This is a genomic window from Rhizobium rhizoryzae (genome assembly GCF_011046895.1).
GTDB lineage: Bacteria > Pseudomonadota > Alphaproteobacteria > Rhizobiales > Rhizobiaceae > Neorhizobium > Neorhizobium rhizoryzae.
The window spans coordinates 690,431-713,177 of record NZ_CP049250.1 but is presented as its reverse complement, the minus strand read 5'-3'; the positions used below and the strand labels follow the sequence as shown (position 1 = coordinate 713,177).

Annotated in this window: 19 protein-coding genes; 15 read left to right on the top strand and 4 right to left on the bottom strand. The window is 58.3% G+C overall.

What is annotated here, in order from left to right:
- The first annotated feature begins 70 nt into the window (after positions 1 to 70).
- Together G6N80_RS09610 and xseA are read left to right on the top strand one after the other, a co-directional pair.
- Positions 71 to 1,921 carry a hypothetical protein gene (locus tag G6N80_RS09610; RefSeq protein ID WP_165133351.1) on the top strand — a complete coding sequence of 617 codons (1,851 nt, stop codon included), beginning with the start codon at positions 71 to 73 and terminating at the stop codon, positions 1,919 to 1,921.
- Between the two features lie 65 nt (positions 1,922 to 1,986).
- Entirely contained in the window at positions 1,987 to 3,597 is a 1,611-nt protein-coding gene (xseA, locus tag G6N80_RS09605) for an exodeoxyribonuclease VII large subunit (protein WP_165133349.1), read from the top strand.
- A gap of 43 nt (positions 3,598 to 3,640) precedes the next feature.
- Here the strand turns inward: xseA and G6N80_RS09600 are convergent, their stop codons facing one another.
- Genes G6N80_RS09600 through G6N80_RS09590 form a run of 3 tightly spaced genes read right to left on the bottom strand, consistent with a single transcriptional unit; the run spans position 3,641 to position 5,788 of the window.
- The gene (locus G6N80_RS09600; protein WP_165133347.1) at positions 3,641 to 4,894 is read right to left on the bottom strand and encodes an aminopeptidase; all 1,254 of its coding nucleotides are present in this window, start codon (positions 4,892 to 4,894) and stop codon (positions 3,641 to 3,643) included.
- Positions 4,895 to 4,941: 47 nt separating this feature from the next.
- Entirely contained in the window at positions 4,942 to 5,421 is a 480-nt protein-coding gene (gene ybaK, locus G6N80_RS09595) for a Cys-tRNA(Pro) deacylase (protein WP_062555112.1), read from the bottom strand.
- A 13-nt stretch (positions 5,422 to 5,434) separates the two neighbouring features.
- Positions 5,435 to 5,788 (bottom strand): ArsC family reductase, encoded by a 354-nt coding sequence (locus G6N80_RS09590; protein WP_062555113.1) that lies wholly within the window; start codon positions 5,786 to 5,788, stop codon positions 5,435 to 5,437.
- Positions 5,789 to 5,955: 167 nt separating this feature from the next.
- Between G6N80_RS09590 and G6N80_RS09585 the strand changes: the two genes are divergently transcribed.
- Both G6N80_RS09585 and G6N80_RS09580 read left to right on the top strand, forming a co-directional pair.
- Positions 5,956 to 6,120: a hypothetical protein gene (locus G6N80_RS09585; RefSeq protein WP_165133345.1), complete on the top strand. Its 165-nt coding sequence runs from the start codon at positions 5,956 to 5,958 to the stop codon at positions 6,118 to 6,120.
- 156 nt (positions 6,121 to 6,276) lie between these two features.
- A complete protein-coding gene (locus G6N80_RS09580; protein ID WP_062555114.1) occupies positions 6,277 to 7,710 on the top strand; it encodes a methyl-accepting chemotaxis protein in 1,434 nt (477 codons plus the stop codon).
- A gap of 7 nt (positions 7,711 to 7,717) precedes the next feature.
- Here G6N80_RS09580 and G6N80_RS09575 read toward each other — a convergent pair whose 3' ends face one another.
- Entirely contained in the window at positions 7,718 to 8,770 is a 1,053-nt protein-coding gene (locus G6N80_RS09575) for a LacI family transcriptional regulator (RefSeq protein WP_062555115.1), read from the bottom strand.
- A gap of 400 nt (positions 8,771 to 9,170) precedes the next feature.
- On the opposite strand from G6N80_RS09575, the gene G6N80_RS09570 reads away from it, so the two are divergent.
- The 11 genes from G6N80_RS09570 to G6N80_RS09520 all read left to right on the top strand — a co-directional run bounded on the left by G6N80_RS09570 (position 9,171) and on the right by G6N80_RS09520 (position 22,739).
- A complete protein-coding gene (locus G6N80_RS09570; protein WP_062555116.1) occupies positions 9,171 to 10,406 on the top strand; it encodes an ABC transporter substrate-binding protein in 1,236 nt (411 codons plus the stop codon).
- A gap of 138 nt (positions 10,407 to 10,544) precedes the next feature.
- Positions 10,545 to 11,447, top strand: coding sequence for a carbohydrate ABC transporter permease (locus G6N80_RS09565; protein ID WP_062555117.1), 903 nt, complete (start codon positions 10,545 to 10,547; stop codon positions 11,445 to 11,447).
- Entirely contained in the window at positions 11,440 to 12,381 is a 942-nt protein-coding gene (locus G6N80_RS09560) for a carbohydrate ABC transporter permease (protein WP_062555118.1), read from the top strand. The genes G6N80_RS09565 and G6N80_RS09560 overlap by 8 nt, the downstream gene beginning before the upstream one ends.
- Before the next feature lie 5 nt (positions 12,382 to 12,386).
- Positions 12,387 to 13,475 carry an ABC transporter ATP-binding protein gene (locus tag G6N80_RS09555; RefSeq protein ID WP_062555119.1) on the top strand — a complete coding sequence of 363 codons (1,089 nt, stop codon included), beginning with the start codon at positions 12,387 to 12,389 and terminating at the stop codon, positions 13,473 to 13,475.
- Positions 13,476 to 13,482: 7 nt separating this feature from the next.
- Positions 13,483 to 15,912: a beta-mannosidase gene (locus tag G6N80_RS09550; RefSeq protein ID WP_165133343.1), complete on the top strand. Its 2,430-nt coding sequence runs from the start codon at positions 13,483 to 13,485 to the stop codon at positions 15,910 to 15,912.
- A 54-nt stretch (positions 15,913 to 15,966) separates the two neighbouring features.
- A complete protein-coding gene (locus tag G6N80_RS09545) occupies positions 15,967 to 16,728 on the top strand; it encodes a sugar phosphate isomerase/epimerase family protein (RefSeq protein WP_062555121.1) in 762 nt (253 codons plus the stop codon).
- Positions 16,729 to 16,752: 24 nt separating this feature from the next.
- Positions 16,753 to 17,886 (top strand): Gfo/Idh/MocA family protein, encoded by a 1,134-nt coding sequence (locus G6N80_RS09540; RefSeq protein WP_165133341.1) that lies wholly within the window; start codon positions 16,753 to 16,755, stop codon positions 17,884 to 17,886.
- Between the two features lie 70 nt (positions 17,887 to 17,956).
- Entirely contained in the window at positions 17,957 to 19,564 is a 1,608-nt protein-coding gene (locus tag G6N80_RS09535; RefSeq protein WP_165133339.1) for a glycoside hydrolase family 43 protein, read from the top strand.
- A gap of 138 nt (positions 19,565 to 19,702) precedes the next feature.
- Positions 19,703 to 20,842, top strand: coding sequence for an 8-amino-7-oxononanoate synthase (locus tag G6N80_RS09530; protein WP_165133337.1), 1,140 nt, complete (start codon positions 19,703 to 19,705; stop codon positions 20,840 to 20,842).
- Entirely contained in the window at positions 20,839 to 21,477 is a 639-nt protein-coding gene (gene bioD / locus G6N80_RS09525) for a dethiobiotin synthase (RefSeq protein ID WP_165133335.1), read from the top strand. The genes G6N80_RS09530 and bioD overlap by 4 nt, the downstream gene beginning before the upstream one ends.
- The gene (locus G6N80_RS09520; RefSeq protein WP_165133332.1) at positions 21,474 to 22,739 is read left to right on the top strand and encodes an adenosylmethionine--8-amino-7-oxononanoate transaminase; all 1,266 of its coding nucleotides are present in this window, start codon (positions 21,474 to 21,476) and stop codon (positions 22,737 to 22,739) included. Before bioD ends, G6N80_RS09520 begins: the two co-directional genes overlap by 4 nt.
- The last annotated feature ends 8 nt before the right edge of the window (positions 22,740 to 22,747 follow it).

The window sequence follows — 22,747 nt, the reverse complement described above, 5'->3', positions numbered from 1 at the left end:
TCTTGAGAAGGTTAAGGCTAGGTTTCGACCGCGCATCACGTGGCATGCCTTTGCCGGAGATTGACCGATTATGACCATCTGGACGAGCGAAAGCGGCCTTCATGGCGATGAACGTCAAAGATCGAAAGGCATGTTCAGTCGGCTTCTGCCAAGCGTCCTCGTCTATGCGGTCGTTCTGATTGGCCTGATCCTGTTCTTTCATCTACCGACCGCCAGTGATTATGTCGGCGGTGACAATGATGATGTGGTGCGGCTCGTTCAGGTTCGTGATCTGTTGAACGGTCAGGGATGGTTCGACTTGCATCAGTATCGTCTCGGTCTGGAGGGCGGCACGCTGATGCACTGGTCGCGCTTTGTCGATCTGCCGATCGCAGCCCTGATCCGTTTCTTTTCCCTCTTCACTGGATCATCCGTCGAAGCTGAGACACTCGCCCTCATTGTCTGGCCACTTTCCACCGCTGCGGTTCTTCTGGCGGCTGCCGGTCTGGCCGGTCGGCGGCTTGGCGGCATCCCCGCCATGCATATTTCGCTGGGTTTGGCCTGCCTCTACATCTTCACGATGAAGCGCTTCTATCCCGGCAACATCGATCATCATAACGTGCAACTGGCGACGCTCATGGTGATGACGGCAATGTTGCTGGACAGGCGATGGAGTGGTTCAAGCCATCTGTGTGCGGGTATTGCGGCAGCTTTTGCCATTGCCATTGGGGCCGAAACCGTACCGGTGGTCGCCGTCGGCTGTATGGTCGTCACCTTGCAATGGTGCTGGCATGGCAAGGAATTCGCTCCGGCGGCGCGCAGCTTCGGTCTTGCCTTTGCTCTTTCCATCTCGGCCTTCTTCTTTGCGACGGTGCCGCCCAGTGCCTATGGCGCGGTAACCTGTGATAACCTGTCGCTTGGCTTCTATTCGCTTTCAGCCGTTGGCGGGGCCGGGCTTTTCCTGGCCGGACGCCTGACCGGTCTGGTGACGTTCAGGCAGCGCATCCTTGCTGTGGCGCTCATCGGGGCCGCCGTTTTGGCAACCGGGCTGTTGATCGCCCCTCAATGCCTTGGAAATCCGCTTGCCAATCTCGACCCTATGCTGGTGGAGCTGTGGCTCGATAACACGACGGAAGCGCAGTCGGCCCGCACATTGCTGGCGACCTCGCCGGATACTTTTGGAGCCTTTTATCTCGTCGGCCTGTTTGCTGTGGCCGTTTGCGTGTTCAGGATCATCCAGAAGGACAGAGCAGAGGCGCATCTGCTGCTTCTGGCACTTGTTGGAACCGCATGGCTGATTTCTCTCGTGCAGGTCCGTGGCGCCGCCATCACCAATGCCTTGACCATCCTTCCGCTTTCGTTGTTGATCAGCGATCTGAAGCGCCATTCCAATGCCGAGCCGGAAAACATGAATGCAGGTCTGGCCTACATTCTCGCCGCTCTGTTTTCCGTTCCGGTTGTCTGGGCCTTGTTCGGTGCGGTTGCGACGAACGGAATACGGGATGCCCTCAGTCTCAAGACGCTGCTCGGCCAGGACAAGTCTGTTGCAGAGGAGGAAGCCGACTGCCGATCGAGCGCCGATGGTCTTGCGCTTGCGGGTTATCCCACGGGGGTCGTCGCTGCCCCCTCCGATAGTGGCGCTACCATTCTTCGCTATACGCCGCACCGGGTTTTGAGTGCGCCCTACCATCGCAATCAGGCAGGCATGCTGACCGAGCTTCACATAGGACTTTCGAAGCCGAGCGAGGCGGAGGCTTTCCTGAAGGGCGCGAAGGTAACAGTTCTTGCTTTCTGTGCTGGCGACCCGCAGACCCGAAACCTTATGAAGGTGAACCCGCAAGGCCTCTATGCGCAGCTTGCCAAGGGAAATGTTCCCGATTTCCTTCAGCCTCAACCCGCGAAGGAAGGGTCACATTTCCGCATTTACACCGTTCGCCCTTAAGAAAAGTGCAGGACAATCCATCGCGGTCGGATGAAAATCACATCCAGATACGATAGATAGGGCCTATGAGCAGATCCCTTTTCTCTGATCAGCCGACGAACCTGGCCGAAATTTCGGTGTCGGAACTCTCCGGCTCGATCAAGCGTACCGTTGAAACCGCGTTCGATCATGTGCGCGTGCGCGGCGAGATTTCCGGCTATCGTGGTCCCCATTCGTCCGGCCATGCCTATTTCGCCCTGAAGGACGACAAGGCGCGCATTGATGCTGTGATCTGGAAAGGGTCCTTCACCAAGCTGAAATTTCGCCCGGAAGAGGGCATGGAAGTGATCGCGACCGGTAAGGTCACGACCTTCCCCGGCTCGTCAAAATATCAGATCGTCATCGAGACACTGGAGCCCGCAGGGGCCGGTGCGCTGATGGCGCTGCTGGAAGAGCGCAAGCGCAAACTTGGTGCCGAAGGGCTTTTTGATCCGGCGCGCAAGCGGCGGCTCCCCTTCATGCCCAAGGTGATCGGCGTCGTCACGTCACCAACCGGCGCCGTCATTCGCGATATTCTTCACCGCATCACCGACCGCTTTCCGGTGCATGTCGTGGTCTGGCCCGTCAAAGTGCAGGGGGAGGGATCGGGCGACGAGGTTGCGAACGCGATCCGCGGCTTCAATGCCCTTGATCCCTTGGGTGCGGTTCGCAGGCCCGATGTCCTGATCGTTGCCCGCGGTGGCGGCAGCCTCGAGGATCTCTGGAGTTTCAACGACGAGGCTGTCGTACGCGCCGCGGCGGACAGCGAGATTCCGCTCATTTCTGCTGTGGGTCACGAAACCGACTGGACGCTGATCGATTACGCCGCCGACGTGCGAGCGCCCACACCGACCGGGGCTGCCGAAATGGCGGTTCCGGTAAAGGCCGATCTCGATGCGCAGATTTCCAATCTTGCGGCACGGCTTCGCGGCAGTTCTTCGCGTCAGATGGATAGCCGTCGGCAGAACCTGCGAGCGCTGGTGCGGGCGCTTCCCTCTCTTGATCAACTGCTGGCCTTGCCGCGCCGCCGTTTCGATGAGGCGTCTGCCGGGCTTGGTCGAGGTTTGGAGAGAACCACCCTTGCCAAGCGCCGGATAATGGAGCGGGCGACGGCGGGCTTGCGACTGGAACTTCTTTCCGGTCGCATTGCGGATGGTCGCCGGCGTATTGCAGAGCAGGTCTTGCGCAAGGATCGCTGCCTGGAGCGGCATCTGCTACGCGAACGCAGCCGTCTGGCCAAAGCGGAGGTTAGCTTGCTTTCGCTGCCACAGCGGCTAAGCGGGCAGATCGAACGCGACCGTCTGAAGCTTCAATCCTTGGTCCGGCATGCAGACACGGCCTTGGTCCATGCGCTGTCGAGGCGGACTGCTGCTGTGCTGGCCCATGACCGGATGCTGCAATCTCTGTCCTACAAGAATGTTCTGAAGCGCGGCTATGCTGTCATTCGCGGCGAGGATGATCAACCATTGACGCGAGCCGCCAATATCGCTGCCGGACAAATGCTGTCCGTCGAATTTGCGGATGGACGGATTAGCGCAAGTGCGGTGGAGGGAAGTGAGCCCCCCACATCTACGCCATTGCCTGAAGCGCCGGTAGCGCGCAAGCGGGTAGCCAAATCGGCTTCCGCTAAAGGGCCGGAACAGGGTTCCCTGTTCTAGCGCGAGCAGCCCGAGCCGCTCGCACATTGTTTGCCGATTGCTTTTACGCCCATTCACCCTTGCGCATGACGGGTACGCGACTGCCGTCTTCGCGCAGGCCATCGATGTCGACCTGATCGGAGCCAATCATCCAGTCGATATGGATGAGAGAGGAATTGCCGCCCTGAGCCTTGATCTGCTCCGGGGTCAGAGATGCGCCGTCCAGGAAGCATTTCGAGTAGCATTGGCCAAGTGCGATGTGGCAGGAGGCGTTTTCGTCGAACAGCGTGTTGTAGAACAGCACACCTGATGTCGAGATCGGCGACGAATGAGGAACGAGCGCCACTTCACCTAAACGGCGCGCACCTTCATCCGTATCCAGCACCTTGTTCAGAACACCCTCGCCCTTTGAAGCCTTGGCTTCCACGATGCGGCCCGCCTCGAAGCGCACCTGGATATTATCGATCAGCGTACCCTGATGCGAGAGAGGCTTGGTGGAGGAGACGGTGCCTTCAACCTTCAGGGCATGCGGCGTCGTGAATACTTCTTCGGTCGGTATGTTCGGGTTGCAGATGACCCCGTTCTTGGCCTTCGAGGCGCCGCCATGCCACTCGTGACCATCTGCGAGACCGACCGTCAGGTCAGTGCCCGGGCCTGAAAAGTGCAGCGCCGAGAATCGTTCGGTGTTCAACCAGCTGGAGCGCTTCTTCAGATTGGCGTTGTGCTCTGCCCAGGCAGCGATCGGATCAGGCGTATTGATGCGCGAAGCCGCGAAAATCGCTTCAGCCAGTTTGTGGACGGCTTCTTCTTCAGGAAGATCCGGGAAGACCTGTCGTGCCCAGGCCGGGTTCGGATAGGAGCAGATGTGCCAGTTGATGTCGAAGTTGGAAATCTTCTCCAAAGCTGGTTTGTAGGCAATGGATGTTGCCTTGTTGGCGCGGGCAACCTTCTCCGGATCCTCGTTGGCCAGCATCATGGGGTTATCGCCGGAGATGGCGAGACGTGCAGCGCCTCCGGCATAGGCTTTGGCCATACCTTCGTAGAGCCAGTCGGCGGCCTTGTCGAAGCTCGCATCCTGTCCGTAACGGAAGCGCGCAAGCGTCGTTTCTTCATCCGAATAGAACGTGGAAACAATACCGGCGCCCGCGCTGTAGGCATGCTTGGTGATGAGGCGGACAAGGGGAAGGGCCGCCAGCGGCGCCGTGATAACCAGATCCTGCCCCTGCTGCAATTGAAGGCCCACCTTGACGGCGACCTCTGCCAGCTTTTCCAGTTTGTTTGGGTCGACGGGGCTCTTGATCTCGGTGTGAAGGGTCATGGTCTGCCTGCTTTTGTAATTGCGAAAAACGGAAGATAGGCCGGGCCTCAACGCTCTGCAATGACAGACACGATGATCGCGTTGAGTGTGCGCTGTGCATCTGTTGGCGCAAGGCGCACCTGGAGCCCGCGCTGGCCACCATTCATGTAAACCAGCGTTTCGTTCATCGCGGCCTCCTCGATTGCGGTCGGAACCTGCTTCTTCTGTCCGAAGGGGCTTATGCCGCCAACCACGTAGCCGGTCGCCTTTTCTGCCATGGCGGGTTTCATCATGGCTGCGGATTTGCCGCCAAACGCAGCCGCCAGTTTTTTCATCGAAACCTCGCTGTCTGACGGCACGACCACGCAGACCGGCTTCCCATCGACCTCCGCCATCAGCGTCTTGAGAACCCGGTGCGGCTCTTCACCAATGGCTTCCGCCGCCTGAAGCCCGACCCGCTCCGCATTGGGGTCGTAAGCATAGGTGTGGACGGTAAAAGCGATGCCCGCCTTCTCAAGGGTCTGCGTCGCGCGTGTAGTCTTGGACATCGCAACCTCGGGATCAACGAGAGGACGAGAAAAGAGCCTCGTAGAGCTCTGGCTTGAAGCCGATGGTGATGGCGCCGTTGGCCTCCAGAACAGGACGCTTGATCAGGGAGGGCTGCGCAATCATCAATGCGATTGCCTTGTCTTCGCTTAAGTTGGCTTTGTCTTCGTCGGTCAACTTCCGGAACGTTGTGCCCGCGCGGTTCAAGACAACGTCAATCCCCTCGGATGCAATCCATTTGGCAAGATGCGCCTCGTCGATCCCTTCAGACTTGTAATCATGGAATCGATAGCCAATGCCGTGGCTGTCCAGCCAGTTGCGCGCCTTCTTCATGGTGTCGCAGTTCCTGATGCCGAAGATGGTGATCATGGCTGCTCTTCTCCTGTGCGATTCTGGTGCGCAGAATGCCGCAGGAATGATCAGATCGTAAAGCTTATTTACCGGTCATGCGACAATCGCATGGCTCCCATCCTTTCTTGTGCATTGCAAAAAGACGCGCCAATATCGATATTCTCTTCAGACAAAAGGAGAGAAAAATGTCTACGAACACAAACAGAATGCGCGGTGGTTTCATTGGTCGTGCGATTGCTGTTTTTGGCGCCGCCGCTTCCGCTTCCGCCGCCGTCGAGGCTGGTCGCAAGCCGCTGAAGCGCGATCTGGTAACGCTGGGGATCGACCCCAAGGCTTTTGATCGCGGCTGATATCTGGCCGTTCCAGTGTTGCTCATGAATGCAAGCCGCGCCCGTCGCGGCTTTTCTGTTTTTCGAGATATTTGCATTATTTATGATATTATGATGATCGGTATACTGAGCCTTAACCATCGCAACTGATACTTCCAATAGCTTTGGGAGAAACGCGTGGTCGCATCTGCACAGCATGCTTCGAACTCTGAAGATAATGTTACGGTGGACAATCCGCTCCGCCATGCTGTGTCACGGCTTGCCGCCGAAGCCTCAGATCTCGGCGTTCATCTCGTCGATATAGCAGGCGCGATCCAGGATACCGCTACCCAATCCGGCGAGCACGCCGCGCTGCTGAGGCGGATGACGGACGCGGCTCAGGCCATGGCGCAGACAAATCGTCAGATCGCTTCATCGTTAGGTGAAACAGACAGTCTTGCCACGAGTGCCCGACAAGTGCTGGGCGTGCAGGCGAGGCAGTTGGACGGTTCCATCCATGCCATTGACGACATGGTCACAGCCTCGCAGGAAATCGGGACCGAAATCCGGTCCTTTTCGTCGGCTCTCAGCGAGGTTGGACGATTGGCCGAAGACATTGGGACAATCGCCCGCCAGACCAATCTTCTTGCGCTGAATGCAGCCATCGAGGCGGCCCGCGCAGGAGACGCTGGAAAGGGCTTTGCCGTTGTTGCGGCGGAAGTTCGGGCACTCTCATTGCAGACCTCACAAACAACCTCTTCGATCCAGCAGACCCTGCAGAAGCTTGGCGAGCGCATCGAGATGCTGATAAAAGCGGGCGAAGGCGCGCGAACCTCTGCCGAAGGGGTACGATCCACCTCCAAGGAGGTGCAGGGTTCGTTCCATGAGGTTGAAACGGTCATGGCGCGTATTCTGGATAGCGCATCGTCTCTTGCTCACACCACAGATGCCGTCGACCGTCAGTGCGGCGAGTTCGCAACGACAATTGCCGTGGCTGCAAATGCAATCCTGAAATCCAACGATCAACTCCAGACCACGTCGGCGCGGGTCAACGATGTGGTGAACATATCGGAGCGTATGATCCAGGCCGTTGCCAGCACCGGCATTGAGACACCCGACATGCCTTACATCCGCACCGTCATGTCCGTGGCGCAGGAGGTAAGCCGCGCTTTCGAGGATGCGGTGCGTTCTGGTCGAATTGACATGGGAGCGTTGTTCGACCGCAATTATCAGCCGATCCGTGGCACCGATCCGGTCCAGTACATGACGCGATTTACCGAATTCACCGATGCCGTTCTCCCCAATATTCAGGAACGCGTTGCTTCCAGCGATGAGCGTATCGCATTCTGCGCAGCCGTCGATGAGAACGGATACTTGCCGACCCATAACCGCAAGTTCGCCCAGCCGCAGCGGCCGGGAGATGTGACGTGGAACACGGCGAACTGCCGCAATCGCCGTATCTTCAATGATCGCGTCGGTCTGGCTGCCGGACGAGGCAAGGAACCCTTCCTGATGCAGACCTATCGCCGCGACATGGGTGGTGGAGTCTTCGTCCTGATGAAGGACATATCTGCGCCGATCACCGTCAATGGCAGACATTGGGGTGGCGTTCGCCTCGCAATCAAGGCCTGATCGAGCTTTAGTCTCTTGGCGCCATGGAGGACCACACGGGGCTGCTGACGCTTTGAAGCAATTCTGGCGCTACGCCATCGATACGGGCAATCACGGCCTTTGCCAGTTCGCGCCCGGCCAGGCGCACGCTCTCGTTGACCGTATGAATCTCGGGCCGGATCCAGTTCAGGAACTCCGCCGACTGTTTCGAGACCATGTCTACATCATGGCCGAGACGCTTGCCTGCCGCCTCGATCCCCGCAACGAGCGCGATGCTTGAACTGCCGCTGATGGAGATAATGCCATCGGGTGGATCGGCAGACCGCATGAGATCGGAGGAATAGCTGCGCAGGTCTGACAAGGGCGCTTCGCTCGTCATGCGCCCCATGGATACTTCCGTCGCTCCGAAGGCGGCAAGGCCGCGCTCGAACCCGATGCGCGTGTGAATGTAATAGGATAGCTTCGCCGGTGGCGCGAGCAGTGCGATACGCCGCCGGCCACTCGCAACAAGCCTCTTCACTGCTTCGAAAGCATAGGCTTCATTGTCGAAATCATGGAACGGGTGGCAGACGCCCATATCCGTCCGCCCATGCGTTGCGAACGGAAAATTTCGTTCCGTCATCAAGGCCACGCGCGGGTCGTCCGGCAGTGTGCGCGAGATGATCATGCCGTCGGCGGAAGCCGTGTCGAGAATGTAGCGCACAGGCACCATTGGGTCCTTCTGGTGCACATGCGGGGTCAGGACGAGATGATATTGGGTTCCGGCCAGCACTTCCGAAATGCCGAACATCATCTGGCTTGTGAAGCCCATCAGTTCCTCGTCGATACTGAGGACAAGCGCGATGACATTGGTCTTGCCGGTCCTGAGACGAACGCCTGCACGGTTTGGCTGATAGCCGAGTTGCGCTGCTACCAGTCGCACCCTTTCCTTCGTCTCCATGCCGATGTCCGGCGCATCTTTGAGCGCGCGAGACACAGTGGTGATGCCGAGACCGGTCATAAAGGCGATCGTTTTCAAGGTAGGACGCGCACCAGGCTCGAGAGCCTTCCCGGAAGATTTAAGCTGATGATTGTCGTCCATGCGTTCCCACCATTTCGAGGGGGCTGATTATAGACATCTGTCGGATGCCTGAAAACGGCAGCGGCCCTTTCCCTGAAAAGAATTTCAGGTCATCAAACTGAAACGTTACAGTCGGTTTGTCGAGCGCCATTTTCGCTGACTGGGCCTTGCTTTCCGCTCTCAGTTGTACAACGCAGGCGCACAAATTTTCTGTGCGTTTGCGAATGCAAAGACGTAGAAATCCCACATATATGCGCATTTAATGAGATTTTTGTGATCAAAGGGATCGATGGGAATTCTCTTAATACAATCAAAAATAGAAATTCAGAATTTGATAATTTTTTGATCGCTAGGCCGTTGCGCTCGCCCCGAAACTCGCATAGCTTTTTTTACGGCAACGTTTCAGTGAGGGAGGAGACTCATGAATTTGCGTGCATTGAAAGCTATTCTCGTGGCGGGCGTCATGCTGCCGGCAGCTCAGGCTGCTGCAACGGACCTCGAAGTCACACATTGGTGGACGTCCGGCGGCGAAGCAGCCGCGGTCAAGGAACTTGCGAAAGGGTTCGACGCAACGGGCAACAAATGGGTGGATGGTGCTATCGCCGGTTCTGGCGGTACGGCCCGTCCGATCATGATCAGCCGGATCACCGGCGGCGATCCCATGGGTGCGACCCAGTTCAACCACGGTCGTCAAGCGCAGGAACTGGTGGAGGCCGGTTTGATGCGCGATCTCACGGCGGTTGCGGAAAAGGGCAAGTGGAAGGACATCATCAAGCCCGCCAGCCTGCTGGAAAGCTGCACGATCAAGGGCAAGATCTATTGCGCCCCGGTCAACATTCATTCCTGGCAGTGGCTCTGGCTCTCCAATGAGGCCTTCAAGAAGGCTGGCGTGGAGGTTCCGAAGAACTGGAACGAGTTTGTAGCGGCAGGTCCGGCGCTCCAGAAGGCCGGTATCCAGCCGCTGGCGCTTGGCGGTCAGCCCTGGCAGGCAACCGGCGCCTTCGATACGCTCATCATTTCGTTGGGCGGCAAGGACCTTTACATGAAGGTCTTCAAGGACAAGGACGCCAAGGCTGCCGCAGGCCCGGAAATGGCAGCCATCTTCAAGGCGGCCAATGAAGCGCGCAAGCTCGCCAAGGGCACCAATGTGCAGGATTGGAACCAGGCCACCAATATGGTCGTCACCGGCAAGGCCGGTGGCCAGATCATGGGTGACTGGGCGCAGGGCGAGTTCCAGCTGGCAGGCAAGAAGGCCGGTACGGATTATACCTGCTTGCCCGGCCTGGGTCTGAACCAGTACCTGACAGCCGGTGGCGATGCCTTCTATTTCCCTGTCCTGAAGGACAAGGCAAAATCTGAGGCGCAGGACAAACTGGCGGAAACGATCGTTGATCCCAAGGTTCAGGTCGCGTTCAACCTGAAGAAGGGTTCGCTACCGGTGCGCGGCGACGTGGATCTTTCGGCGGCCAACGACTGCATGAAGAAGGGTCTCGAGGTCCTGGCAAAGGGCAATATTCTGTCCAGTACTGACCAGCTTCTCTCGCCTGACACGCAGAAGCAGAAGGAAGACCTGTTCTCGCAGTTCTTCGCAAACGAATCGATCACGCCGGAAGCGGCGCAGAAGCGTTTCGCCGACATCATCGCATCGGCGAACTGATCACCCCAGGGAGGGCCGGTCGTTTCTTTCCATCGGAAGCGGTCGGCTCTCTGCCCCACACAGGACGAGAATGAAGAGACGGCGGGTCCGGCCCCGATCCGCCTGCTCTGCCCGTTTTCGATGCGGAGGTCTTGCTTCATGACGCCACACTCTTCGGCTGGCCGCCCCAGCCAGTTGTTCAAAAATCTGAATTCGAAAATTGCCCTGATCCCGATGATGCTTGTTGCGCTCGTCGTATTCTTGGGCGGGACGGTTTGGACCGTTGTCTACTCATTCACGCGTTCGGGCCTTTTGCCACGCCTCAGCTTCGTCGGGCTTGATCAATACGAGCGCCTCTGGGCTGCTCCCCGCTGGATCATCTCGATCCAGAATCTGGCCATCTACGGCATTCTGTCCCTGATCTTCAGCCTTGTGATCGGCTTTGTTCTCGCCGCGCTGATGGACCAGAAAATCCGTTTCGAGAACACGTTCAGAACCATTTTTCTCTATCCCTTCGCGCTGTCTTTCATCGTGACGGGGCTGGTCTGGCAATGGATCCTCAACCCGGAATTCGGCGTCCAGTCCATTATACGCAGCCTCGGCTGGTCCACGTTCGAGTTTGATCCGCTCTACAATTCCGATATCGTCATCTACGGCATCCTGATCGCCGGTCTCTGGCAGGGCACCGGGCTTGTCATGTGCCTCATGCTGGCCGGTCTTCGCGGCATAGACGAGGATATCTGGAAGGCTTCTCGAGTCGACGGCATTCCGATGTGGAAGACTTACGTTCTGATCATCATTCCGATGATGCGCCCCGTCTTTATCACCACGCTGGTGCTGATCGCATCCGGTATCGTCAAGGTCTACGATCTCGTGGTGGCGCAGACCAGCGGTGGCCCCGGTATCGCCTCCGAAGTTCCTGCGAAATACGTCTACGACTACATGTTCCAGGCGCAGAACCTCGGTCAGGGATTTGCAGCCTCCACTATGATGCTGGTCACGGTCGCCATCATCATCATCCCCTGGGCCTATCTCGAATTCGGAGGGAAGAAGCGTGGCTAACATCTCCACCCTCAACAGCACGGCGGCCGGTTTCGATGCGGTCTCACCCCAGGTGGCTGGCCCCAACGGACGCAAACCGCGCAAGGTGCTCTCAAGGCGCAACATCATTCTCTACGGCCTGCTGATCGTCGCAGCACTTTATTATCTGCTGCCGCTTTACGTGATGTTCGTCACCTCCATGAAGGGCATGCCCGAAATCCGCATGGGCAATATCTTCTCGCCACCGATGGAAATTACGTTCGAGCCCTGGGCGAAGGCCTGGGCCAGCGCCTGCACCGGTCTGAACTGCGATGGCCTTTCACGCGGCTTCTGGAATTCAGTCCGCATTCTGGTGCCTTCTGTTCTGGTGTCCATCGCTGTCGCGTCCGTCAGTGGATATGCATTGGCGAACTGGCGCTTCAAGGGTTCGGAACTGTTCTTCTCGATCCTGATCGTCGGCGCCTTCATTCCCTATCAGGTGATGATCTACCCCATTGTCATCATTCTGCGTGAACTGGGCATCTACGGCACGCTGACCGGCCTTGTGATTGTTCATACCATCTTCGGCATGCCGATCCTGACACTTCTCTTCCGAAACTACTTCACGTCTTTGCCGGAAGAATTGTTCAAGGCTGCCCGCATCGATGGGGCAGGGTTCTGGCAGATCTATTTCCGCATCATGCTGCCCATGGCGCTACCCATCTTTGTCGTAGCAATGATTTTGCAGGTGACCGGCATCTGGAACGACTTCCTGTTCGGTGTCGTCTTCACCCGCCCGGATAGCTATCCGATGACCGTGCAGCTCAACAATATCGTCAACTCCGTCCAGGGCGTGAAGGAGTACAACGTCAACATGGCAGCCACTCTGCTGACTGGTGCCGTACCGTTGATCGTTTACTTCGTCTCCGGGCGCTTGTTTGTCCGCGGCATTGCCGCCGGCGCAGTAAAGGGCTGATTCTCATGGCCAACAGCGTTTCAATTCGTAACCTTTCGCTTTCCTTCGGAGCCGTGACCGTTCTCAAGGATCTGAACCTTGATATTCGTGATGGCGAGTTCATCGTTCTTCTGGGCTCATCCGGTTGCGGGAAATCCACCCTTCTGAACTGTATTGCCGGATTGCTGGAGCCAACCGAAGGCCAGATCTTCATCAAGGATCGGAACGTCACCTGGGAAGAACCGAAGGATCGCGGCATCGGCATGGTGTTCCAGTCCTATGCGCTCTATCCGCAGATGACGGTCGAGAAAAATCTGTCCTTCGGGCTTCAGGTTGCGAAAGTACCAAAGCCCGAGATCGACAAACGCGTTGCCCGTGCTGCGGAGATCCTGCAAATCGGGCCGCTTCTGAAGCGTCGCCCTGCCGCTCTCTCCGGCGGTCAGCGTCAACGCGTTGCCATCGGTCGCGCATTGGTACGTGATGTGGATGTCTTCCTCTTCGATGAGCCGCTGTCGAACCTCGACGCCAAGCTCCGCTCGGAACTACGCGTCGAGATCAAGCGTCTGCATCAGAGCCTGAAGAACACGATGATCTACGTGACTCACGACCAGATCGAGGCGCTGACGCTGGCAGACCGAATTGCCATCATGAAGAATGGTGTCATCCAGCAGCTTGATGATCCGATCGCCATCTACAACAAGCCGAGGAATCTCTTCGTGGCAGGCTTCATCGGGTCGCCGTCGATGAACTTTCTGCGGGGAGAACTGATAGAGACGGGCGGCAAGACTGTCTTTCGCACCAACGGTGTCGATTTCCTGCTCGATGGCTATGAGGCAAACGGTCCGCTGGCCGCTGGTCGCCAAGTCGTGCTTGGTCTGCGTCCGGAGCATATCGGCATCGACCAGCCGGAAGCCGATCGGGAACTTCATCAGGCAGTCGTTGATATCGAAGAGCCGATGGGAGCGGACAATCTCCTTTGGCTCAAGCATGCAGGTCATACCATGTCTGTCCGCATTGCCGGTGCGCGACGATATGCGCCCGGTTCGCAGGTTCGTATGAGCTTCGATATGCGACTTGCATCCTTGTTTGACGCGCAAACCGAAGACCGCATCTGAGGATCCCATGTCGCAGTCGATCATCGATCTGTCAGGAAACTGGCGGCTTTCGTCTCTGGACGATGCAACGCAGGCGCTGATGCCCATTCCGGGTGATGTGCATACGGCCCTGAAAAATGCGGGGCTCATTCCTGATCCCTATTTCGGGCGCAATGAACTCGACCTTCGATGGGTTGCGGAACAGGACTGGCAGATCGAGCAGGACTTCGTTCTCGAGGATGCCGGGGGCGACTGGTATCTCGACATCACTGATCTCGATACGGTCGCGACTGTCGAAATCAATGGCGAGGTTGTGCTGGAAGCTGACAATTGCTTCCGGCGCTGGCGTCCAGATGTCTCCCGCAGCTTGCGCACCGGCGAGAACAGAATTCGCATTCTGTTTCATTCCAGTATTCGCGAGGGGGCGGATCGGCAGGCAAAGCAGCCCTTCTTCGTGCCCTATCACGAAGGCAACTCCCCCATTCCCAACGGCAATATGCTGCGCAAACCGCAATGCCATTTTGGTTGGGACTGGAATATCGCGATTGCGCCACTGGGCCTCTACGGCACCATTGCGCTGAAAAAGCTGGAAGAATCCCGCATCGAAAGCGTGGCGGCGCGTCAAACCCACACGGCGGACGGCGTAGATGTCAGCGTCACCGTTACGCTGTTTGCGAAATTTCCCGGTACGACGCCCATCTTCTTCTCGTTTGGCGAAGACCGGGTGCGCCTCGATATGGGATTAAGACCCGGCGAAAATACAGTAAGCCATGTCTTTCATATCGATGCGCCAAAACTCTGGTGGCCGTCTGGCAGTGGTGAACAGGCGCTCTACGAACTGGCCGTCGAAATTCCGTCCGAAACCGTTATCCGGCAGATCGGCTTGCGCCAGGTGGAACTGCTGACGGACAAGGATGAGGCCGGCAGCCGCTTTGCATTTCGCATCAACGGTCGTGAGATCTTCTGCCGGGGAGCGAACTGGATCCCTGCCGACGCATTGTATTCGTTGACCAGTTACGAAAAGACGCGCGACCTGCTGCAGTCTGCTGTCGATGCCAATATGAACATGATCCGTGTCTGGGGCGGCGGCTTTTACGAAGCGGACTGGTTCTACGACCTCTGCGACCAGATGGGGCTGATGGTCTGGCAGGATTTCCAGTTCTCCTGCAATCTCTACCCCTCCACGCCCGATTTTCTGGAGAATGTCGCGGCGGAAGTCGATTATCAGGTGCGACGCCTCATCACGCATCCGTCCATCGTTCTCTGGTGCGGCGATAACGAGCTGGTCGGGGCGCTTACCTGGTTCAAGCAATCCATCGAGAACCGCGATCGATATCTGGTCTCCTATGATCGGCTGAACAGAACCATAGAGCAGGCGCTTCTGAAAGCTGCACCCGATGCGCTCTGGTGGCCGTCCAGTCCTGCCACGGGCTATATGGACTATGGCGATGCCTGGCATGCCGATGGCTCCGGCGATATGCATTACTGGTCTGTCTGGCACGAAAACAAGCCGTTCGAGGATTATCGCAAGGTCAGGCCGCGCTTCTGTTCGGAGTTCGGCTTCCAGTCCTACACCTCGCTGCCCGTCATTCGCACCTATGCGAGGGAGGGGGATATGAATATCGCCTCTCCGGTCATCGAGCTGCATCAGAAAAACGTGGGCGGCAATGAGCGGATCGCCGCGACAATGTTCCGTTACTTCCGCTTTCCGGAAGGCTTTGCCAATTTCGTCTACCTCAGTCAGATCCAGCAGGCGCTCGCCATCAGGACGGCCGTCGATTACTGGCGCTCTCTGAAACCCCATTGCATGGGCACGCTTTATTGGCAGCTGAACGATACATGGCCTGTCGCCTCCTGGTCGAGCCTCGACTATGGCGGCGGCTGGAAAGCACTTCACTATGTCGCCCGCCGCTTCTTCCAGCCCGTGAATGTTGCAGCCATTCCCTCCGAAGATGGTTCCGAGATCCGGCTCTCGCTGGTCAATGACAAAATGGACGATGTGACGGTGTCGCTCAGTCTGTCGCTGCTTTCGCTGAATGGGGAGCGCACTGAATTGAAGCGCCTGGATGCCGTCTGCACACCGGACGCGGCGGTCATTGCGACAACTGTTGCCGCTTCTGAAATTCCCGCTGGCAGTCTTCTGGCTTGGAGCTTCACGGCGAGCAATGGCATGGGAGGCGAAGGCCACCATGTACACGGCACCTACAAGTCGCTGGATTTGCAACCGGCAGGGCTTGGCCTTGATGTTCAGCCTGCGCCGACAGGTGGTTATGACCTCACCGTGCAATCGGCAGGCCTTGCGCTTTACGTGATGATCGAGAGCGAAACGCCAGGACGCTTCTCCGACAACGCATTCGACCTTGCCGCGGGAGAAACCCGCCGCATCACCTTCACACCTTCCGATCCCGCAGCGGCGGAGCCGAGTTTCCGCCTCTACGACCTGCAATCCTGCTCCTGAGCGAGCAGGCCAACCTTTGATGAACATGGGCTGCCCTCAGCCCGGGAGGATGACATGACTGACCTTGGCTTCCAGCTCTACAGCGCCCGCAATTTCCCGCCTCTGTCCGAAACTCTCAAGAAGCTCGCGGCAGCTGGTTATAAGACGGTTGAAGGTTATGGCGGCATCTACGCCACGATGGACGATGCCGCACTTCAGGCTCTTCGCGCCGATCTGGATGCAAACGGCCTGACGATGCCGACAGGCCATTTCGGCCTCGATCTTCTGGAAAAGGATCCGGAACAGGCGCTCAAGATCGCAAAAGCCCTTGGTATCGAAGCGATCTACTGCCCTTATCTGATGCCCGATCAGCGGCCTGCGGACGCCAAGGGCTGGCACGCCTTTGGCCAAAGACTGGGAGAAGCTGGCAAGCGCTATCAGGATGCCGGTTTTGTCTTCGGCTGGCACAACCATGATTTCGAATTTCAGGCGCTGGAAGACGGCTCCACCCCGCAGGAACAGATTTTTGCCGGTGGACCGGATCTCGCCTGGGAGGCGGACATCGCGTGGGTGGTGCGCGGCAAGGCAGATCCTTTCAGCTGGATCGAAAAGGAAGCCAAGCGCATTCATGCCGTCCATGTGAAGGACATCGCGCCTGCCGGTGAAAACACCGATGAGGATGGCTGGACAGACGTAGGGCACGGCATCGTTCCCTGGCGGGACCTGATGGCGAAACTGCGCCTGACCTCTGCCCGGCATTTCGTGCTCGAGCACGACAACCCGAAGGATCTCGACCGCCTGATCACGCGCTCGATGACCTCTTTCAAGACCTACTAACAAAGATCGGGCACGGAGACCTCCATGACCAAGGAACTCGGCGTCGGCATCATTGGATGCGGCAATATCTCGACCACCTACCTGTCGCTGGCCCCGCTCTTCAAGGGATTGAAGATGCTGGCTTGCGCAGACATCAACTCCAATGCAGCGCAACTACGCGCCGAGGAATATGGCGTGACGGCGCAGACCGTAGACGAGCTGCTGGCGAATGACGAACTGGACGTCATCGTCAACCTCACGATCCCGGCTACGCATTTTTCCGTTTCCAAGGCCATTCTGGAGGCGGGCAAGCACGTCTATTCCGAAAAGCCGCTCGTGCTCTCGCTGCAAGAGGGCGAAGAATTGCGGGCGCTTGCCAGGGCGAAGAACCTTGCGATCGGTTGCGCGCCGGACACCTTCCTGGGCGGGTCGCACCAGCTTGCGCGCAAGACGATAGACGATGGCGCGGTCGGGCGCATCACGTCCGGCACCTGCCATGTCATGAGCCCCGGCATGGAAATGTGGCATCCAAACCCCGGCTTCTTCTTCCTGGCCGGCGGTGGTCCCATTCTTGATCTCGGCCCGTACTACATTGCAAACCTCATCAACCTCATTGGACCGGTCAAACGCGTTGGTGCGCTGACATCTATGGCGAACCCGACCCGCACCGTTACCAGCCAGCCGCTGGCCGGAACCCAGATCCCCGTGGAAACGCCAACCAATATCCATGCGCTTCTGGAATTCCAGAATGGGGCGACCATCACCCTGTCGGCAAGCTGGGATGTGTGGTCTCACCGCCATGCCAATATGGAGCTCTATGGCACCGAGGGCTCCATCTATGTGCCGGACCCGAACTTCTTCGGCGGCAAGGTGGAAACATCCGGCCGCAACATGGATATCCAGCCGCTGGACATGTGGGACCACCCCTTCGCCAAGGACAATCAGGAAAGCCCGCGTGGCCCGCGCGCCAACTACCGGACCGCAGGCCTTGCCGACATGGCCATGGCATTGATCGAAGGCCGCGACGCGCGCTGCTCTCTGGACCGTGCCCTGCACGGCATCGATGTCATGACCTCGATCCTGAAATCAGGCGAGGAAGGGCGCTTCATCGATATGACGACCACCTGCACTCAGCCAGCAGCGCTCGGTATCGACGAGGCCTTGGCGCTTTTGCGGTAGGATGCAAGACAAGCCGGTCCCGCTTGAGGAGGTGAGACCGGCTTGAAGGCACTTCAAGGAGGAAATGACGATGATTCGCAATCCCATCCTGCCCGGTTTCAACCCGGACCCCTCCATCTGCCGGTTGGGTGACGACTATTACATCGCGACCTCGACCTTCGAATGGTATCCGGGCGTGCAGATCCACCATTCCCGCGATCTGGTGAACTGGACGCTGGTGCGCCGCCCGCTGGAGCGCAAAAGCCAGCTGGATATGCGTGGCAACCCGGATAGCTGTGGCATCTGGGCGCCGTGCCTTTCCCATGCCGATGGTCTGTTCTGGCTGGTCTATACCGACGTGAAGCGGCTGGATGGTAATTTCAAGGATGCCCACAATTACATCGTGACCTCACCGACGATCGAAGGCGACTGGTCGGATCCTGTCTATGTGAACTCCTCCGGTTTCGATCCGTCGCTCTTTCACGATGATGACGGGCGCAAGTGGTTCCTGAACATGCAATGGAACCACCGCACCGAAAGCTATGGTGGTGCGCCCAAACATCCGGCCTTCGATGGCATCCTCCTGCAGGAATGGGATGCGCAGACGCAAAGCCTGAAAGGGCCGATCAAGAACATCTTTGCCGGCAGTCCTCTGGGTCTGGTCGAAGGACCCCACCTCTTCAAGCGCAATGGCTGGTACTATCTCACCACCGCGGAAGGCGGCACCGGCTATGACCATGCGGTGACCATGGCGCGCTCCAGGCAGATCGATGGCCCCTATGAGATGCATCCGGATGTGCATCTCATCACCTCCAAGGATGCGCCGGACGCCGTGCTTCAGCGAGCCGGGCATGGCCAATATGTCGAGACACCGGATGGTGAGGCCTATCACACGCATCTCTGCGGACGCCCGATGGCCCCTAAACGCCGCTGCACGCTGGGGCGTGAAACGGCACTTCAAAAATGCGTCTGGCGTGACGATTGGCTGTATTTGGCCCATGGCAGCGCCGTGCCAGCAGTGCATGTGCCCGCGCCCAAGGATGTGGAGCCGTTGAAACAGCCGGTTCGGATTGATTATTCCTTCGATCAGCCCGAGCTTCCGAAAGATTTCCAGTGGTTGCGCACGCCTGAGCCGGCACGCATCTTCTCGCTGACGGAGCGGTCGGGTGCTTTGCGGCTGATCGGGCGCGAAAGCATCGGTTCCTGGTTCGAACAGGCGCTTGTGGCGCGCAGGCAGGAGCACCACAGTTTCCGTGCAGAGACGGTTCTGGAGTTTGAGCCTGAAACCTATCAGCAGGCAGCAGGCCTCACTCACTATTATAACCGGCACAAGTTTCACGCGCTCGTCGTGACATGGCATGAGAAGCTTGGACGCGTGGTGACGATCTTCTCCTGCCCCGGTGACTTCCCGCATGCCCGCATGCAGTTTCCCATTGAAAGTGGAGTTGCCTTACCCGAGGGGCCTGTGCATCTCGCGATGGAAATTCGCGAGAACGACTTGCAATTCTTTTATCGTTTTTCGCAGGAGGCGGACTGGACGCCGATTGGTCCGCTTCTGGACGCGGGTGTCGTTTCCGATGAAGGCGGTCGAGGGGAGCACGGTTCCTTCACCGGAGCCTTTGCCGGCATGTTCGCGTTCGATGTGACAGGGCGCGCAAAGACCGCCGATTTCCTGAGTTTTTCCTACGAGTGCATCTAAATTCCCAGCGCAGTCACCTCAACAAAGGCGGGCCTCGGTCCGCCTTCTTTTTTGCCACCAAATTTTTATCTATAAAAAATTCTGCGACTGGGTTAGATACTCCTGATTGGACAGGGCTTTCGAAGAATTATCTATAATATGGCGACGATCACTAACGCTTTTGAGGATAAACTGGATGCTCTGGCATCAAGGGGTCGTCTGCGCCGACTGAACCTTCCCGCAGGGGCAGATTTCAGTTCCAACGACTATCTCGGCCTTGCCCGCTCCCCTGAGCTAGCTGCCCGAATGATCGACGCTTTGCATAGGGGCGTTGCAACAGGCTCGGGAGGGTCGCGCCTCTTGCGCGGACATCATGAAGAACACGAGGCATTGGAGGAAGAGGCTGCCCGCTTTTTCGGCTCAGGGCGGATGCTGTACTTTGGCGGTGGCTTCAGTGCCAATGTCGCCATCCTGTCCACGCTTCCGCAGCCTGGCGATCTGATCCTTCATGACATGCTGGTCCACGCCAGTGCGCACGACGGCATGCGGGCAAGTCGCGCCGATGTTCGAGGTGTTGCACATAATGAAGCTGCGGCGTTCGAAGACGCAATCCGGCTTTGGAGAAAGGAAGGCGGCAAGGGGCATCCCTGGATTGTCGTTGAAAGTCTCTATTCCATGGATGGCGATATCGCTCCGCTGGCCGATCTCGCGGAGATCGCGGATCGCCACGATGCCTTTCTGGTGATCGATGAAGCCCATGCGACGGGTGTGCACGGGCCGGATGGTCGTGGGCTTGCAGCGGAGCTGGAGGGAAGAGAGAACGTCATCACACTGCACACCTGCGGCAAGGCACTGGGTGCGTTCGGCGGTCTGGTCGGTGCCAGCCGCACACTTTGCGACTTCCTGATCAACCGCGCCCGTCCATTCATCTACGCCACGGCCCCTCCGCCATTGCAGGCACTTGCAGTGCTGGAGGCGCTGACGCTCGTCCAGTCGCGGCCGGAGCGCCGGACGGCACTTCAGGATCTTGCAAGCTTTGCGAACCGGCGGATTGGCGAGCGCCTCGGTATTGCGACCAGTAGAACCCAGATCATTCCCATTCACCTTGGGGAGGATGCCAAGGCTGTTCGAGTGGCGGAGCGGCTTCAATCGGCGGGATTTGATATTCGCGCCATTCGCCCGCCAACGGTGCCAGCGCGCACGGCGCGGCTGCGCATCACCATTACCCTCAACGTCGACCAGGGGACGATTGAACGAATGGTCGATCAACTGGCACACATTCTGGAAGACGAGAGATGAGCAAAACCTTCGTCGTAACCGGTACCGATACCGGCATTGGGAAAACCGTATTCTCAGCAGCGCTCGTACAGGCGCTGGATGCCCATTACTGGAAGCCGGTGCAGAGCGGGCTGGAGGAGGAAACCGATAGCGAACTGGTCGCGCGTCTTGCCGGGGCCGAACCGGTTCGAATCCTACCGGAGGCGTGGAAGCTGAAGACGCCTGCCTCTCCCCATCTGGCCGCGCAGATAGATGGTGTCGAGATCGATCCGCTCGCGCTTGTTCCGCCGCAGCTTGAAAGGCCATTGGTGATCGAAGGGGCGGGCGGGCTTCTGGTGCCGTTGACCCGACGCATCACCTATGCGGATGTCTTCGCCCGCTGGCAGTTGCCGACCATACTTTGCGCCCGAACGGCGCTCGGCACCATCAATCACACACTTCTGTCTCTGGAAGCCATGCGGGTGCGAAGGATCCCGGTCCTCGGTGTAGTCTTCATCGGCGATGAGGTTCGCGACAGCCAGGCAATCATTTCCGAACTGGGGATGGTCAGGGTTCTCGGGCGTCTGCCCAAGCTCGACAGACTGGACACTGAGACATTGCGGCAAGCCTTCAGCGCCCACTTTGATATGGATGACTTTGTGGGAGAAAAGGCATGACATCGCCCGTCTGGCATCCCTTTACGCAACACGCGCTCGAACCAACCCTCCAGAAGATAGCCGCCACCGACGGAGCCTACCTCATCGAGGAAAGCGGCAGGCGCGTGCTGGATGCGATCTCCTCCTGGTGGGTCATCACCCATGGTCACCGGCATCCGCTGATCATGCAGGCAATCCGCCACGCGCTCGACCGATATGACCAGATCATCTTCGCCGAGTACAGCCATGAACCGGCGGAGGATTTGGCAAGGGGACTGGTAAAGCTCGCACCGGCGGGCCTGAACCACGTGTTTTACTCCGATAGCGGATCAACGGCGGTCGAGGTGGCGCTGAAGATGGCGCTCGGCACCTTCCACAATCGAGGCCTGACGCGGTCCCGCATTGTGGTGATGGAGCACAGCTATCACGGCGATACGATCGGCACGATGTCGACCGGAGAACGTGGCGTGTTCAACGCCGCCTACGAGCCCTTGCTGTTCGGCGTCGATACGATCCCGTTTCCCGATCCAGGCGAGGAGCAGCAGACGCTGGATGCCCTGGAACACCTTTGCAGTTCGGGTCAGACCGCGGCGCTCCTCATCGAGCCGCTTGTGCTGGGTGCAGGCGGCATGAAGATTTACGCGCCGCAACTTCTCGTCCAGTTTCGAGAGATTACCAAGCGTCACGACGTATTGCTGATTGCGGATGAGGTGATGACCGGCTGGGGGCGAACAGGCACAGTGCTGGCCTGCGAACAGGCGAGCGTTGCGCCGGACATCTTATGTCTGTCCAAGGGCATCACGGGCGGTGCATTGCCACTGGCTGCCACATTGGCGACATCGGAGATCTTCGAGGCGCATTACTCGACAGAGCGCCGGAAGACCTTCTTCCACTCCTCGTCCTATACGGCCAACCCGATCGCCTGTGCGGCGGCGGTCGCCAATCTGGATGTTTGGTGCAATGAACCGGTTCTGGACCGGATCGGAAAAATCGAGACCCTGCATCGCGAGAGGCTGCGACGTTTCGAAAACAATGCAGACGTTGCTGATATTCGCCAGATTGGAACCATTGCCGTTGTCGAACTGGCTGTTCCGGCGAGCGGTTACCTCTCCGATGTGGGGCCAAAACTTCGGCGCTTCTTCCGTGAGCGCGGCGTACTTATTCGACCGCTCGGCAATGTCGTCTATCTGATGTCACCTTATTGCGTGACGGAGGCGGATCTGAACCTCGCCTATGATGCAATTTCGGAAGGCATCGATCAGCTTGCTAGAGGTGCACTGTGATCGGAAGC